The organism is Hydrogenophaga sp. L76 (assembly GCF_057654755.1).
Window position 1 is genome coordinate 737,566 of sequence record NZ_CM172807.1, and the last position, 14,131, is coordinate 751,696.

17 protein-coding genes are annotated in these 14,131 nt (G+C 62.3%); 9 read left to right on the forward strand and 8 right to left on the reverse strand.

The genetic code is table 11. The features are described from left to right. The first annotated feature begins 358 nt into the window (after nucleotides 1-358). From AC23D4_RS03475 to AC23D4_RS03500, 6 genes are all read left to right on the forward strand, one after another. On the forward strand, nucleotides 359-724 hold the full coding sequence (locus AC23D4_RS03475) for a TrbC/VirB2 family protein (RefSeq protein WP_472890605.1): 366 nt from the start codon (nucleotides 359-361) through the stop codon (nucleotides 722-724). After that, nucleotides 718-1,089 (forward strand): VirB3 family type IV secretion system protein, encoded by a 372-nt coding sequence (locus AC23D4_RS03480; protein WP_472890606.1) that lies wholly within the window; start codon nucleotides 718-720, stop codon nucleotides 1,087-1,089. Before AC23D4_RS03475 ends, AC23D4_RS03480 begins: the two co-directional genes overlap by 7 nt. A gap of 142 nt (nucleotides 1,090-1,231) precedes the next feature. Beyond that, the gene (locus AC23D4_RS03485; protein ID WP_472890607.1) at nucleotides 1,232-2,908 is read left to right on the forward strand and encodes a VirB4 family type IV secretion/conjugal transfer ATPase; all 1,677 of its coding nucleotides are present in this window, start codon (nucleotides 1,232-1,234) and stop codon (nucleotides 2,906-2,908) included. An 83-nt stretch (nucleotides 2,909-2,991) separates the two neighbouring features. Further along, nucleotides 2,992-4,536, forward strand: coding sequence for an IS21 family transposase (gene istA / locus AC23D4_RS03490; RefSeq protein WP_487623627.1), 1,545 nt, complete (start codon nucleotides 2,992-2,994; stop codon nucleotides 4,534-4,536). After that, nucleotides 4,526-5,347 (forward strand): IS21-like element ISThsp19 family helper ATPase IstB, encoded by an 822-nt coding sequence (istB, locus tag AC23D4_RS03495; RefSeq protein ID WP_487623626.1) that lies wholly within the window; start codon nucleotides 4,526-4,528, stop codon nucleotides 5,345-5,347. The genes istA and istB overlap by 11 nt, the downstream gene beginning before the upstream one ends. Nucleotides 5,348-5,351: 4 nt before the next feature. Further along, nucleotides 5,352-6,269 carry a hypothetical protein gene (locus tag AC23D4_RS03500; protein ID WP_472888001.1) on the forward strand — a complete coding sequence of 306 codons (918 nt, stop codon included), beginning with the start codon at nucleotides 5,352-5,354 and terminating at the stop codon, nucleotides 6,267-6,269. A gap of 83 nt (nucleotides 6,270-6,352) precedes the next feature. Here AC23D4_RS03500 and AC23D4_RS03505 read toward each other — a convergent pair whose 3' ends face one another. The 3 genes from AC23D4_RS03505 to lexA form a co-directional block, all read right to left on the reverse strand. After that, on the reverse strand, nucleotides 6,353-7,360 hold the full coding sequence (locus AC23D4_RS03505; protein ID WP_472888000.1) for a D-2-hydroxyacid dehydrogenase family protein: 1,008 nt from the start codon (nucleotides 7,358-7,360) through the stop codon (nucleotides 6,353-6,355). A gap of 82 nt (nucleotides 7,361-7,442) precedes the next feature. Continuing rightward, nucleotides 7,443-7,823 carry a hypothetical protein gene (locus AC23D4_RS03510; RefSeq protein WP_472887999.1) on the reverse strand — a complete coding sequence of 127 codons (381 nt, stop codon included), beginning with the start codon at nucleotides 7,821-7,823 and terminating at the stop codon, nucleotides 7,443-7,445. Between the two features lie 134 nt (nucleotides 7,824-7,957). Beyond that, nucleotides 7,958-8,644, reverse strand: a complete 687-nt coding sequence (lexA, locus tag AC23D4_RS03515; RefSeq protein WP_472887998.1) for a transcriptional repressor LexA — start codon at nucleotides 8,642-8,644, stop codon at nucleotides 7,958-7,960. 137 nt (nucleotides 8,645-8,781) lie between these two features. Here lexA and AC23D4_RS03520 point away from each other — a divergent pair, with 137 nt between their 5' ends. The 3 genes from AC23D4_RS03520 to AC23D4_RS03530 are packed head-to-tail and all read left to right on the forward strand — an operon-like array spanning nucleotide 8,782 to nucleotide 10,664. Further along, nucleotides 8,782-9,750: an asparaginase gene (locus AC23D4_RS03520; RefSeq protein WP_472888010.1), complete on the forward strand. Its 969-nt coding sequence runs from the start codon at nucleotides 8,782-8,784 to the stop codon at nucleotides 9,748-9,750. Nucleotides 9,751-9,753: 3 nt separating this feature from the next. Continuing rightward, the gene (locus AC23D4_RS03525) at nucleotides 9,754-10,173 is read left to right on the forward strand and encodes a hypothetical protein (RefSeq protein ID WP_472887997.1); all 420 of its coding nucleotides are present in this window, start codon (nucleotides 9,754-9,756) and stop codon (nucleotides 10,171-10,173) included. Nucleotides 10,174-10,184: 11 nt separating this feature from the next. Further along, on the forward strand, nucleotides 10,185-10,664 hold the full coding sequence (locus tag AC23D4_RS03530; protein WP_472887996.1) for a DUF6152 family protein: 480 nt from the start codon (nucleotides 10,185-10,187) through the stop codon (nucleotides 10,662-10,664). Nucleotides 10,665-10,723: 59 nt separating this feature from the next. Here the strand turns inward: AC23D4_RS03530 and adk are convergent, their stop codons facing one another. The 5 genes from adk to AC23D4_RS03555 form a co-directional block, all read right to left on the reverse strand. Continuing rightward, a complete protein-coding gene (gene adk, locus AC23D4_RS03535) occupies nucleotides 10,724-11,380 on the reverse strand; it encodes an adenylate kinase (RefSeq protein ID WP_472887995.1) in 657 nt (218 codons plus the stop codon). A gap of 153 nt (nucleotides 11,381-11,533) precedes the next feature. Continuing rightward, on the reverse strand, nucleotides 11,534-12,319 hold the full coding sequence (gene kdsB / locus AC23D4_RS03540; protein WP_472887994.1) for a 3-deoxy-manno-octulosonate cytidylyltransferase: 786 nt from the start codon (nucleotides 12,317-12,319) through the stop codon (nucleotides 11,534-11,536). Next, nucleotides 12,316-12,522, reverse strand: a complete 207-nt coding sequence (locus AC23D4_RS03545; RefSeq protein WP_305362738.1) for a Trm112 family protein — start codon at nucleotides 12,520-12,522, stop codon at nucleotides 12,316-12,318. Before AC23D4_RS03545 ends, kdsB begins: the two co-directional genes overlap by 4 nt. 24 nt (nucleotides 12,523-12,546) lie before the next feature. Beyond that, a complete protein-coding gene (gene lpxK, locus AC23D4_RS03550; protein WP_472887993.1) occupies nucleotides 12,547-13,647 on the reverse strand; it encodes a tetraacyldisaccharide 4'-kinase in 1,101 nt (366 codons plus the stop codon). Nucleotides 13,648-13,649: 2 nt separating this feature from the next. Further along, the gene (locus tag AC23D4_RS03555) at nucleotides 13,650-14,087 is read right to left on the reverse strand and encodes an ExbD/TolR family protein (protein WP_472887992.1); all 438 of its coding nucleotides are present in this window, start codon (nucleotides 14,085-14,087) and stop codon (nucleotides 13,650-13,652) included. Nucleotides 14,088-14,131 lie beyond the last annotated feature (44 nt).

Genomic DNA, 14,131 nt, shown 5'->3' on the forward strand with positions numbered 1-14,131 from the left:
CCGTCATCGGGCGGCCTGAACAACATCCCGACCCAATTGGTGGGCGTCAATGGCGATCCCTACCAAACGCGATTGCTGCCGTCCGCCAGTGCGAGCTTGCCCGCAGAACAACTTCCATTGCCCGATTTGAATGTCCCTTTGGCACCTGGAGCGGGTGGCACAAGCAAGCCTCAAAAATTCAGTGCAACCAACGCCGTGGCCCCCCGAAAAGGCGGCAGCTTGTTGCACGCCTCCGAGTCTTCAGGGAAACCTGAAAACGCTGTTGACGGTCCCTCACGGGTCGGTGACGTCAGTCCCGGGTTGCAGAGCAAACCATCATCTTCAGACAAGTCTTTCGTTTTTTAATCAGGAGTAAACCGTGAATTGGAAATTTAACCAACAGGAAATCGAAAGCAAAACAGTGCTTTCGCTGGTGTTTTTTTTCGTGGTGATGATGCTTTCCGCTGATGTGTATGCGCAGGCGGCTCCGGGTGGCACCGGTGGCTTTAAGGGGGCTTGTGACAACGTGGTGCTGTTTTTTCAAAACTTTGAAACCTTGTTGAAGGCCGTTTCGGTGTTGGTGGTTACCGTTGCGATTGTGTTTGCCGGGTATCAAATTGCGTTCGCTCACAAACGACTTTCCGATGTTGCCCCCGTCCTTATTGGCGGCCTTTTGATCGGTGGAGCGGCAGCTATCGCCGGTTGGTTTACCGCGGGGTGGACTGGTGGTGCAACTGCTTGCTGATTTTTGGTTGCATATTCCTTGAGCAAGCACTTATTGGATTTGATTTGAAAAAAGATGTCTTGTTCCGGGGGTGCACCCGCCCTGCGATGATTTTGGGCGTTCCGTATGTGCCATTTCTCGTGGGTGCAGGGTTTCCGCTTTTATTGTCCATGTATTTTTCATTGTATCTTTTGTTGTTGATTCCCATCAGTATTTTCATCATGCGTTTCATGACGAAAAAGGATGAAATGATTTTTCGCCTGATCGGGTTGAATCTGGCTTTTAGGTTTTCTCCAAAAAATCAACAGGAAAATATTGGTGCCTGGGTATTCGGACCATCAAAGTATTCCAAGAATGCAGCCAAAGTGCGTGGCTATGAGGACTGAAACGCTGTGGCCATCATGATCAAATTCATTTGTAGTTGAATCAAACCCAGATATGTTTTCTCCCGACGCTGACTACAGCAATTTCATCCCCTTCAGCACCCACGTGGATACCCACGTGGTGAAGTCGCGAGAGGGGGACTACATGATCACCTGGCTCCTGAGCGGGTTTCCGTTCGTGGGCCGGGAGGACTGGGAGCTGGAGCACCGTCACAAGACGTTCAACAGTCTGTTGCAAAGCCTGCGCGCCCCGGATTTCGAGAACATCGCTTTCTGGGCGCACGACGTGCGTCGGCGCCGGCCGATCAAGGCCGAGGCCAGCTTCCCACACCGGTTCAGTCAGGCACTTCACGAGAGCTACATGGAGCGCTTGTCCAGCAAACGCCTGATGCAGAACGAGCTGTATCTGACGATGATTTACCGTCCAGTGGTCAGTGGAAAGCGATTTGCGGCCATTTCCAGGGACGTGGAAGTCCTGCGCCGCGAGGAAAAGGCCTACCTCGAAAAGATCTACGAACTGGTGGGCAATGTTGAGGCGCTGTTGCAGGACTATTCACCGTACCGGCTGGGCTTGTACGAAAGCATCCACAAACAGGTGTTCTCCGAAAATCTGGAATTTTTTGGTTATCTGGTAAATCACGTCGATGAGCCGGTACCTGTGTTGCCCGCACCGATCTACGACTACCTGCCCACGAGCAAACACATGTTTTCAACCGGCAGTGGCGATTTTGCGATTCGCACAGCCAACGGTGAAAACTACTATGGCGCGATTCTCAATATCAAGGAATACGCAGACAGCTCTTGGCCGGGCATTCTGAATGGCTTGAAGTATCTGGAGTTTGAGTACATCGTCACGCACTCCTTCACACCCATGAGTCGTTACGGATCCATGAAAGCGCTGGAACGCACCAAAGGTGCGATGCTTTCATCCGAGGACAAAGCGGTGAGCCAGATTGTGGAGCTGGATTTTGCGATGGATCAGCTGGCTTCCGGGAACTTTGTTCTGGGGCAATATCATTTCAACATGGCTGTCTTTGCATCGGGCCAAGAGGAGTTGTATAACAACATTTCTCAAGGGCGGGCTCAGTTGTCGGGCGCGAGCTTCGTGACCGTCAAGGAAGATGTGGCGATTCCGGCCGCGTTTTATGCCCAGCTGCCTTGTAACTGGCGCTTCCGGCCGAGAATTGCAAACCTGAGTTCGCTCAATTTCCTCGGTTTATGCCCATTACACAACTTTGCTACCGGAAAACCTCATTTCAACCCGTGGGGCCCATCCGTCAGCATTTTGCAAACGCTGAACAATCAGGCATACCATTTCAATTTCCACGCCACCAAGCCTCACGAATATTCGCTCGGTGAAAAGGCCATTGCCAACACCATGGTCATTGGCAAGTCCGGCACTGGCAAGACGGCTCTGATCAATTTCCTGATCGCGCAGGTGCAGAAAATCCAGCCCGAGCCCACGATTTTCTTTTTTGACAAAGATCGTGGCGCGGAGATCTTTATCCGGGCTTGCGGAGGTCGCTACTTCACACTTGAAAAAGGGCGCCCGACCGGGTTCAACCCCCTGCAATGCGAGAACACGCCGGAGAACGAACAGTTCCTGGTCGAACTGGTGCAGACCTTGTGTAGAAAGGACAAGTACTCACCGTCCGAGCAGGAAGACATGATCCGCGCCGTGCGTGCCATTCTCGATACGCCGCTGCACTTGCGAACCATGACCAATCTGCAGAAGAGCCTGCCCAACATGGGAGAAAACAGTCTCTTCGAATGCATCTCGGTCTGGTGTGTTGGCGCCGACCGAAAACTGAGCCACTTTTGAGGGTAGTGCCGACCCAAAACTGAGCCAGGTGAACAACCTACTCTGCTGTTTTTATGTGCAGCAGAGGACAAGGAGTGATCACCATGGACATGATTGGCAGGATCCGGCATTTGCATGCCCGGAAGAACAAATCGGAGCGCGAGATATCGCGCATGACAGGGCTCTCGCGCAACACGGTGGCGAAGTGGTTGCACGGCGAGGTGGACGGCCCGCCGAAGTACCGGCGCGGCGAACAGCCCAGCAAACTCACGGCGTTCCATGACGCACTCAGGCAGGCCTTGAAGGCCGATGCACGTCGGCCCAAGCACGAGCGGCGCACGGCCAAGGCGCTGTACGCCGAGATCAGGCGCGCGGGCTACGAGGGCGGGTACACGCGAGTGACCGACTTCATCCGGGCATGGCGCCAGAGCGAGGGTCAGGGGTCTGCGGGCAACGCCTTCGTGCCGCTGACCTTCGAGCTGGGCGAGGCCTTCCAGTTCGACTGGAGCGAGGAAGGCATGGTGATCGGTGGCATCTACTACCGGGTGCAGGTCTCACACATGAAGCTGTGTGCTTCACGGGCCTTCTGGCTGGTGGCCTACCCCAGCCAGGGCCACGAGATGCTGTTCGATGCCCACACCCGGTCGTTCGCGGCACTCGGCGGTGTGGCCCGACGCGGCATCTACGACAACATGAAGACCGCTGTAGACAAGGTCAAGAAGGGCAAGGGTCGCATCGTCAACGAGCGCTTTGCCACCATGTGCGCGCACTACCTGTACGACCCGGACTTCTGCAACGTGGCCAGCGGCTGGGAGAAAGGGGTGGTGGAGAAGAACGTGCAGGACAGCCGTCGGCGCATCTGGATCGACGCGGCCAAGATCAAGTTCGGCAGCTTCACCGAACTCAACGCCTGGCTGGGCCAGCGCTGCCGCGCGCTGTGGGACGAGGTGCGCCACCCCGAGCACACCCAGTTCAGCGTGGCCGAGATGCTCGAACACGAGCGCGCGCACCTCATGCCCATGCCGGTGCCGTTCGACGGCTACGTCGAGAAACCCGCGCGGGTCTCCAGCACCTGCCTGGTGTCGGTGGCGCGCAACCGATATTCCGTGCCGTGCGAACGGGTCGGCCAGTTGGTCAGCACACGGCTGTACCCGGGCAGCGTGGCCATCGTGGCCGACGACACCATCGTGGCGCGCCACGAGCGGCTGAGCAACGCGGGCGAGACCCGGTACGACTGGCAGCACTACATCCCGCTGCTGCAGAGGAAGCCCGGTGCCCTGAGGAACGGCGCGCCCTTTGCCGACATGCCCGAGGCCCTGCAGCGGCTGCGCCGAGGGCTGCTGCGCAACCCGGGTGGCGACCGGGTGATGGCGCAGGTGCTGGCCATTGTGCTCAGCGCCGGTCTGGACGCGGTGCTGGTGGCCATCGAGCTGGCACTGGAGAGCGGTCCACCGGGCAAGGTCAGCGTGGAGCATGTGGTCAACGTGCTGAACCGGCTCAACGCGCAGCCGATACCGCCCACGGCGGCCACACTGTTGAAGGTGAGCACGCCGCCGCTGGCGAACACGGCTCGCTACGACAGCCTGCGTTCGGACACCGTGGGCAACATTGTGGGAGTGACCACCGAAGGAGCCGGCCATGAAGACTGATGTGCTGGTCGAACTCAAGGCACTGCGCCTGCACGGCATGGCCGGGGCGTGGGCCGATCTGGTCGAGCAAGGGGGTGGTAAGGGAGGCGGTGTGGGCATCGAGTCCTCGCGCTGGCTGATCGAGCACCTGTTGCAGGCCGAGGGCACGGACCGCGCGATGCGCTCGGTCAGCCACCAGATGCACGCGGCGAAGTTCCCGGTGCACCGCGACATGGCGGGCTTTGACTTCGAGGTCTCGCCGGTGGACCGCAAGCTGGTGGAGACTCTGGCCACCACGGCCTTCACCGACGAGGCGCACAACGTGGTGCTGGTGGGCGGGCCGGGCACAGGCAAGACCCATCTGGCCACGGCCATGGGCGTCTCGGGCATCACCCGGCACGGCAAGCGGGTGCGCTTCTACTCCACGGTCGATCTGGTCAACGCACTGGAGCAGGAGAAGGCCCAAGGCAAGGCCGGGCGCATCGCAGCCAGCCTGCTGCGCATGGACCTGGTCATTCTGGACGAGCTGGGCTATCTGCCGTTCAGCCAGGCCGGCGGGGCGTTGCTGTTCCACCTGCTGAGCAAGCTGTACGAACACACCAGCGTGATGATCACGACCAACCTGGACTTCGCAGAATGGTCCAGCGTGTTCGGCGACGCGAAGATGACCACCGCGCTGCTGGACCGTCTCACTCACCACTGCCACATCGTGGAGACAGGCAACGAGTCGATCCGTTTCAGTCGCAGCACAGCTGCAGCCAAGAAGCGTATCAAGGCCCGCGAGCAGGCGCGAAAGAATACCTCGACGCAGGCTGAGCCCGACCCATTCTGAGCAAGTGCCGTGCTGTGCAAGCCGCTACAGGCTACGCCCTGCGCGGCTTGCACAGCGCCTTCAACACAACAACAAGGAGATCGCCGAACCAGGACAGCACCTACACTTATCCACAGCCGACCCCACAAAAGTCGGCTTCCACCCCTGGCTCAATATTCAGTCGGCACGGTGGCTCAAATTTGGATCGGCGCCGACACATCTGGCCGACAGCCAGGAACCGAGCGCACTGGCTTACCTCGACCTGTTCAAGCTGTACCACGAGCTGAACCGCCGTGCCGAATACGAAGCCTTGCGTGTTGAGTTCAACCATCTCTTCAACGCCGACGCGCCCCCCTTTGATCAGTATTCGGACGACAGCCAGGGCCTGGAAGCCTATGAAACGGCGTTCAGCCGCATTCAGGCGCTCTGGCCGCAGCCTCGTGTGCTCGATGTCATTGAACAGTCGATTTTTCGCGAAGCGAACGAAGGCGACGCCGAGGTCTTTGATCTGGAGGCATATCGGGAACTGCTGTTGCTGCATGCCATCGCCAAGGATCTGGTCAAGCGCGACATGGTCGACAGTGCATCACAGGTCGACTTCCAGCACACCGCGATCAAACCACTGAAGGCAGTGGGCAACAAAGGGCTCGCGGCCGCAGTGGCCGCGGCATCGCTGGAGGGGCGTGTCACTCAGCCGTTGGATGACATTCCCCCCGCCTCACCACGCCTGGGACTGGACGTCGATCTGGACGCATTGTCAGAGATTTCAGCGTTCGAAGCCTCACTGCCTGAGGTCTCTGTACCGGTGGAGCCAACGGCCAAGCCGGTGCCATCGCCGCACTCTTCGGTTCAGGAAGAGGGCAACCTGATCGATTTAGAAGTGCTGGACTTGATGCCGCCTGATGGGGATGAGGACAACGCCCCGTCCAAGAAGGGTGGCTGAACAGCCTGCCAGGCCACGCAAAAAAAAGTGCCCGGAAGGTTCTTCCGGGCACTTTTTTTTTGTTTGCCTGAGGATGGATCGTTTCAGCGGCGAACCTGCAACGCGCCCGGATTCAGGATGTGCGTGGGCGTGCCCTTGATGAAGTTGACCACGTTGTCGAAGGCCGATGAAAACAGGATCTCGTAGTTGTCGAGTTCCACATAGCCGATGTGGGGAGTGCAAATGCAGTTCTCCAGCCGCAGGAGGGCGTGCCCCTGCAGTATGGGTTCGGACTCAAACACGTCGATGGCGGCCATGCCGGGACGGCCCCGGTTGAGCGCTGCCAGCAAGGCATCAGATTCCAGAATCTCGGCGCGCGATGTATTGACCAGCAGCGACGTCGGTTTCATGAGGGAGAGGTCTTCCAGCGTGACGCAGCCGGCGCTTTGTTCTCCGAGCCGCAGGTGCAGGCTCAGCACATCCGACATCTCGAACAGCGCCTCACGACTGGTGGCGAGCTCGTAGCCGTCGGCCGCCGCCTGTGCCTGGGTTGGCTCGCTGCCCCAGACGATCACGCGCATCCCGAAAGCGCGGCCATAGGACGCGACCAGCTTGCCGATGCGACCGTAGCTCCAGATGCCCAGCACTTTGCCACTCAGCACCATGCCCAGCCCAAAGTTGGCCGGCATCGATGCCGCCTTCAGCCCGGACTGTTGCCAGGCACCGTGTTTGAGGCTGGCCACGTATTGTGGAATCCGGCGCATGGACGACATGATCAGCGCCCAGGTCAGTTCAGCGGCGGCGATCGGTGAACTGACGCCTTCAGCCACCGCAATGCCGCGCTCGGTGCAGGCATTGACGTCGATGTGGGGCCCGACGCGGCCCGTCTGCACGATCAGTTTGAGGCGCGGCAGCTTTTCAACAAGCTGCCGCGTGATCTGGGTGCGCTCGCGGATCAGAACCAGCACATCGGTATCGCGCAGCCGGACCGAAAGCTGGCCCACGCCCTTGACGGTGTTGGTGAAAACCTTGGCGGGATAGGGTGCCAGTTTGCTGGCACAGGGCAGTTTTCTGACCACATCCTGGTAGTCGTCAAGGATCACAATATTCATGGCCTCTATTGTGCCCGCAGGACCACCGCGATCCATTTGTCGCGGCTGGTTGTTCCCGGCCGTGCGGCACAGCCGGGTGGGTTCAGGCGCGCAGTTGCGGGGGCTCCGACTGGAGTTCCAGTGCCGCCAGGCGTTCAAGCTCTGCGCACACATCGTTGATGCGACCGGAGATCACCAGCCGCCCATCGGCGCGCGGACTGCCTGAAGTGTCCATGGTCCTCAGCACCCGCACATGGCAGGCTCGGACCATGGCATGGTTGGTGACCCGGTGCCCGGTGATGACGCCCGTGCGGCTGTCCGCAGGGCTCTTTGGGGAAAGGGTCAACCAGCCGGCACGGACAAAGCGGTGCAGGATTTTCGGAAGCGAGCGAGCGGCGCCCACCCGTTCAAATGAGGGAGGCAGCCAGCTGTCGATGAGCAGCAGCGGCGCGCGCCAGGTGTTGGTGTTGAAGCGGATTCCCATGCGAAACTCCAAAAGGGGTTGAACACAGGCAGGATTGCGGATGAAGTCGCCAGCGCAGGGATGTGCCTGGTGCGCGTGTATCACGCACCAGACCAAACGCCCGCCACCTGCTGAGGCGACGCAGACCCGAAGGGTCAGAGCTGGAAGCTGTTGCGGATGAGCCCCACCGCCAGGCCTTCGATTTCAAAGGGCTCTCCCGGTTCGACGACGATGGTCTTGTAGTCCGGGTTCTCTGCATGCAGTTCGATCAGATGCTGGCGCCGCATGAAGCGCTTGACGGTCACGTCGTCGCCCAGGCGGGCCACCACGATCTGGCCGTTTTTGGCTTCCTTGGTGGATTGCACGGCGAGCAGGTCACCGTCCATGATGCCGACGTCCCGCATGGACATGCCGCGCACCTTGAGCAGGTAGTCGGGCGTGCGCTGGAACAGGCTGCGCTCGACGTGGTAAGTCTGCTCCACGTGTTCCTGGGCCAGGATGGGCGAGCCGGCGGCCACACGCCCGATCAGGGGCAGCATCAGCTGCGACAGGCTGGGCAGCGGCAGTGTAAGCTGGCGCCCCCGCGACTCGTTGATGGATTGGAGGTCTTCGTTGCGCAGGCGGATACCGCGCGAGGTGCCGCTCACCAGCTCGATGGCGCCCTTGCGCGCCAGGGCCTGCAGATGTTCTTCGGCTGCGTTGGCGGACTTGAAACCCAGCTCATGGGCGATTTCCGCACGCGTTGGCGGAGAACCGGTGCGGGCAATGGCACTCTGGATGAGTTCCAGAATCTGTTGCTGGCGGGCGGTGAGCTTGGGCGGGTAAAGCGGCGACTCGATCATGGGGACCTCGTGAAGATGCGGGGAGGAACTCACTCTGGTGAGACTCGCGACCGGGACTGGTCAGATCAACAAGCTGTTTTCTTATCCAGTGGCTGTATTTTTAACCAGTTTTGGAGACTTGGCAAGTGGCAGATGCAATGGAAACCCGGCGGTGCGTCATTCTGGGCACGGGTGGCACCATCGCCGGCCGGGCCATCCGACCCGGGGATGGCGTCGGGTACGTGGCGGGTCAGGTCCGTGTTGAGGACCTGCTGGCATCGATTCCGTCCATGGCGGGATTGCCGCTGGAAGTGGAGCAGGTGGCCCAGGTGGACAGCAAGGACATGGGCTTTGCACTCTGGCAGCAACTGGCCACCCGGCTGGCCTTTCACCTCAGCCGGCCCGAGGTGGACGCGGTCGTGATCACGCACGGCACCGACACCATCGAAGAGACCGCGTTCTTCCTGCAAACCGTGCTGCGACCGGCCAAGCCGGTGGTGTTCACCTGCGCGATGCGACCGGCCACGGCGCTGGTGCCGGACGGGCCACAGAATCTGGTCGACGCGCTGGCTGTGGCCAGCCATCCCGGGGCGCAAGGCGTCGTGTTGGTGTGCGCGGGGCAGATCCACAGCGCGGCCGACGTGAGCAAGGTGCACACTTACCGGGTGGATGCGTTCGACTCGGGTGATGCCGGACCGCTGGGTTGCGTGGAAGAAGGCCGGGTTAGGCTGTTCCGACCCTGGCCATTGGCCTCTGAAACCGGGTTCTGGGACCCGGTTGCATTGCAGCGCATCCAGTCGGCTCAGGCTTTGCCGCCGGTGGTCGTGCTCACCAGCCACGCCGACGCCGATGGCACGCTGGTGCGCGCCCTGTTGTCCTGTAGCGATGCAGCTCCAGGCCCAGCCGTGCGAGGCATCGTGGTGGCCGGTACTGGGAACGGCACGGTGCACCATGCGCTGGAGGCCGCGTTGCTGGAAGCGCAGGCCAAGGGCGTGCGTGTGGTTCGAACCAGCCGTTGTGCGCATGGGCCTTTGTTGACGCATCCGGGGCAGTTGTTGTCGGATGCCCGCAGCCTCACACCGGTCAAGGCGCGTATTGCGCTGGCGCTGGAGTTGCTGGAGGACTGAGTCATGTTCCAGGCGCTGGGTGCCCATCCCTGGGCCTACCCCATGCTGGAGGTGGCGCACATCCTGGGCATTGCGTTGCTGCTGGGCAACCTGATCTTGCTGGAGCTGCGGGTGTTCGGCTGGGGTGCGGCGTTGCCGGTGCTTGCGTTGGCCCGCCTGAGTCTCACGCTGGTGGGTCTGGGCTTCTGCCTGGCGGCTGCCTCGGGTCTGCTGATGTTTTCCACCCAGGCCGGGGAACTGTTGGGCAATCGGGTGTTCACAGCCAAGATGCTGTTGTTGCTGCTGGCAGCGTGCAATGCCGCCTGGTTTCACGCCCGGGGCTCGCTGCAGCGGCTCGACGGCACCGCACGCACGCTCATGGGGGTCTCCACCGCCATCTGGTTGTCGGTGCTGACCTGTGGGCGCTGGATTGGCTACGTGTGAAGGAGACAGCGATGCGCAGACGACTCTTCATCCAGACCGGTACCTGGCTGGGTCTTTCCGGCTTGAGCGCCGCCACATGGGCCCACCACGGCTGGAGCAGCTTTGACCAGAACCGCCCCATCTACCTGGAGGGTCGGGCTGTGGAGGTGAAATGGCGCAACCCCCATGTCGAACTGGTGCTGGAACTGCCCGAAACCCTGGCCTTGCCGAAGGATCTTGCTCAGCGGCCCTTGCCGGCGCAGACCGCCAATGTGGACGGACCCGCCTTGCTGGCCAAGACAGTCCTGCCCACGCGGCGCGACCGGCGCTGGGACATCGAATTCGCGCCGCTGTTTCGCCTGGGCCAGTGGCAGATGCCCGAAATCAGGACCGGGGCCGCTGTGTCGATGGTTGGTTTCACCTTCAAGGACGAACAGGGCGGCGCTGTCCTGCGGGCCGAATACGTCTTTCTGGACGGCAAGACCTATGGCTTGAGGTCCAGTCCGGCCTGAACCGCCCGGACACAAAAAACCCGGCAGGCGGCCGGGTTCCTGTGGGTTGCGGAGCCGGATTATTTCGAGAGGGCCTCGAAGGCGCGCGCGGTGATGTCATCGACCGAGCCCATGCCGCTGATGGCGCGGTACTTCGGCGCAGCGGCGGCATCGGCTTTGGCCCAGTTGCCGTAATAGTCCACCAGCGGGCGCGTCTGGGCGCTGTACACCTCCAGACGCTTCTTGACGGTTTCTTCCTTGTCGTCGTCGCGCTGGATCAGCGGTTCACCGGTCACGTCGTCTTTGCCGTCCACCTTGGGCGGGTTGAACTTGACGTGGTAGGTGCGGCCAGAGGCCGGATGCGAGCGTCGGCCGCTCATGCGTTCGATGATGGCTTCGAACGGCACGTCGATTTCCAGCACGTAGTCGAGCTTCACGCCAGCCGCCTTCATGGCGTCGGCCTGAGGGATGGTGCGGGGAAAGCCGTCGAACAGGAAGCCGTTGGCACAGTCCGATTGAGCGATGCGTTCCTTGACCAGGTTGATGATGAGATCGTCGCTGACCAGTCCGCCCGATTCCATCACGGCCTTGGCCTGCATGCCCAGCGGGGTACCCGCCTTCACGGCGGCACGCAGCATGTCACCGGTCGAAATTTGGGGAATGCCATATTTCTGGCAGATGAACGCGGCTTGCGTGCCTTTGCCGGCGCCGGGTGCGCCCAACAGAATCAGTCTCATCGTTGTCCTTTTTCAGAGTTTCAAATGGAGGGCCGCTGACCTCACGCGGCAGCGCCCGGGTCCGGGATCCGGGGGCGACCGTTCGAGGATAGCACGCGCTAACCAGACGCTGGCTTACAGCGTGGGCAAGTCAAAAAGCGCTGAAAACAGCAGTCAGCCGAGGGCAAAGAGCGCGCGCACGCGCTCCAGATCGTCGGGGGTGTCGACCCCCGGCCCGGGGGCCTGCGTGCTCACATGGACCGCGATGCGTTCGCCATGCCAGAGCACACGCAACTGTTCCAGCGATTCGGTCCGCTCCATGGGCGCGGGCTCCAGCGCCGGAAAGCGGCGCAGAAAGCCGGAGCGGTAGGCGTAGATGCCGATATGGCGCAAAGGCGCGGGCGAGGGCAGGGTGTTGCGGTGGGACGCATCGGCCATGCCATCGCGCCACCAGGCAATGGGCGCACGGCTGAAGTACAACGCGGTCTGTGCGCGGTCGAGCACTACCTTGACGACGTTCGGGTTGAGGAAGTCGGCCATGTGATCGATGGCGTGCGCCGCGGTGCTCATCACGCAGTCTGTGCGGCGCTGGAGGTCCAGTGCCACGGCATCAATCAGCGACGGGTCCATCAGCGGCTCATCACCCTGCACATTGACCACCACGGCGTCATCCGCCAGGCCCAGTTGTTCGCAGGCTTCGGCCAGCCGGTCGCTGCCGGACGCGTGGTCGGTGCGTGTGAGCAGGGCGGTGATGCCGTGCGCTTCACAGGCTGCGACGATGCGTGCGTCGTCTGCAGCGACCACACAGCGGCTGGCGCGACTCTGCTGTGCGCGCTGCGCCACGCGCACCACCATCGGCAGGCCACCGATGTCGGCCAGCGGCTTGTCGGGCAGGCGGCTCGAAGCGAGCCGTGCCGGAATCAGCACGGTGAACGCACCTGGAGCCACGTCCAGGCTCATGGGGCCGGTGAAGGGCGGGGCGGGCGGGCCGCTTCTTCTTCAGTGATCGGGCGGGCCTCGTGCTCCAGCAGGATAGGGATACCGTCGCGCACGGCGTAGGCCAGCCGCGCACTGCGGGAGATCAGTTCCTGTTTCTCACGATCAAAGATCAGCGGGCCCTTGGTGACCGGGCAGACCAGCAATTCAAGCAGTTTGGTGTCCATGCGGGAATGATAGTCGGCAGATGGTCAGCGGATGCGCTGGATTGACGCGAGGCGACGGTCCAGCGCCTCAAAGAAGGCCGCTTCGGGACGCAACTCCAGTGGGACCGCCCAGGCCTGACGGGCATCGCCTGAGGCCGGCTCAGGCCTGCAGGCGAACAGCTTGACAGCATCCTTTTCGGTGCACAGCAGCGGGCCTGTGCTCTGCTCCAGCAGTTCTGCATAGGCCTGTTGACCTGCGTGATCGGGCAGCGCCACGGTTGCTGCCAGGGTGAGCCCGCGGGCGCGCAGCATGTCGAAAAAAACCGAGGGGCGTGCGATGCCGGCCAGCGCCGTGACGGGTTGGTCCTGGAAATCGCGCAAGGGGCGGCGCTGCCCCTGCGGTCCGACGGCGTGATCGGCCAGGCGTCGCGTGGCTTCGAAAACGGGCAGATTGCACGGCCTTTCCAGCGGGGAGGTCGACGGGACCACGGCGGGGGATTCGCTGCGCTGATTCAACACCAGGTCCGGTCGAAAGGGGTTGCCCTTCCCGGGCGGCCAGGGCTCGCGCAGCAGCCCTGCGGGCAGCAACCATCCGTTGCCGGTGCTGCGGTCGTCGAACACGGCTATCGACAGGTCGCGGCCCAGCGCCAGGTGCTGCAGGCCATCGTCGCAGACGATCAGGTCTACCCCGGGGTGCGCTGCGAGCAGGGCTTGGCCGGCCTCGGAGCGACGGGCCGCCACGAACACCGGCACGCCAGCACTGCGCCGGATCAGGGCGGGCTCGTCGCCGCTGTCGGTGGCTGGCGTGTCGGGATGCACTTCCAGCACGCCAGTGCCACGGCGACCGTGTCCGCGTGACACCACGCCTGGTTGCCAGCCACGCTGTTGCAGATGTTGCAGCAGGGCCAGCACGGTCGGCGTCTTGCCGGCGCCGCCCACCACCACATTGCCCACCACGATGACCGGCACCGGCAGGCGAACGGTCTTCAGCACGCCGGCGGCAAAGAGCCGGCGGCGCAGGGCGGTCAGCCATCCATACAGGATCGAAACAGGCCAGAGCAGATGGGCCAGCGGACCGCGGGTCCGCCAGATGCCCTGCCAGCGGGCCTGCCCTTTGTCGAGGTGCTGTGGCTGGGCAGCGGGCACGGTCAGGGCTTGCTGCGCGCGCGCTGGGAGCCCGACTGCTGGGTGGCGAAGGTGATCTGCACCAGGCCGGCACGGCGGGCGGCGTCCATCACGTTGATGACCGACTGGTGGGTCGCGGCGGCGTCCGCGCTGATGACGATGACCACCTCGCGGTTGTCCTGCGACGCTTGTGTGAGTGCGCGGGTCAGCATCTCCACACCCGAGCCTTCGAGCACGTCCTTGTTGATCGCGTAGCGACCGTCGCTGCTGACGGAAACGATCACTTCTTTGGGTTCGGTGCGCTGCGCCTGGGCATCGGCCACCGGCAGGTTGACCTGCAGCTGCGTGAATTTGCTGTAGGTCGTGGTGAGCATCAGGAAGATCAGCACCACCAGCAGGATGTCGATGAACGGGATCAGGTTGATCTCGGGTTCATCGCGGGAGCCGGGCCGGAAGTTCATGTGGCCTCCCGGGCAGGCCGCGCTGCGCCGCGCGTGTGAAAGGG

Bases quoted from the DNA above. Each gene is read 5' to 3' on its own strand.
- AC23D4_RS03520 (WP_472888010.1), top strand. From the start codon at position 8,782: ATGGAAACCCGGCGGTGCGTCATTCTGGGCACGGGTGGCACCATCGCC.
- istB (WP_487623626.1), top strand. From the start codon at position 4,526: ATGAAGACTGATGTGCTGGTCGAACTCAAGGCACTGCGCCTGCACGGC.
- kdsB (WP_472887994.1), bottom strand. From the start codon at position 12,319: ATGAGCCTGGACGTGGCTCCAGGTGCGTTCACCGTGCTGATTCCGGCA.
- adk (WP_472887995.1), bottom strand. From the start codon at position 11,380: ATGAGACTGATTCTGTTGGGCGCACCCGGCGCCGGCAAAGGCACGCAA.
- AC23D4_RS03555 (WP_472887992.1), bottom strand. From the start codon at position 14,087: ATGAACTTCCGGCCCGGCTCCCGCGATGAACCCGAGATCAACCTGATC.
- AC23D4_RS03530 (WP_472887996.1), top strand. From the start codon at position 10,185: ATGCGCAGACGACTCTTCATCCAGACCGGTACCTGGCTGGGTCTTTCC.
- AC23D4_RS03525 (WP_472887997.1), top strand. From the start codon at position 9,754: ATGTTCCAGGCGCTGGGTGCCCATCCCTGGGCCTACCCCATGCTGGAG.
- istA (WP_487623627.1), top strand. From the start codon at position 2,992: ATGGACATGATTGGCAGGATCCGGCATTTGCATGCCCGGAAGAACAAA.
- AC23D4_RS03545 (WP_305362738.1), bottom strand. From the start codon at position 12,522: ATGGACACCAAACTGCTTGAATTGCTGGTCTGCCCGGTCACCAAGGGC.
- AC23D4_RS03505 (WP_472888000.1), bottom strand. From the start codon at position 7,360: ATGAATATTGTGATCCTTGACGACTACCAGGATGTGGTCAGAAAACTG.
- lexA (WP_472887998.1), bottom strand. From the start codon at position 8,644: ATGATCGAGTCGCCGCTTTACCCGCCCAAGCTCACCGCCCGCCAGCAA.
- AC23D4_RS03510 (WP_472887999.1), bottom strand. From the start codon at position 7,823: ATGGGAATCCGCTTCAACACCAACACCTGGCGCGCGCCGCTGCTGCTC.
- AC23D4_RS03485 (WP_472890607.1), top strand. From the start codon at position 1,232: ATGATCACCTGGCTCCTGAGCGGGTTTCCGTTCGTGGGCCGGGAGGAC.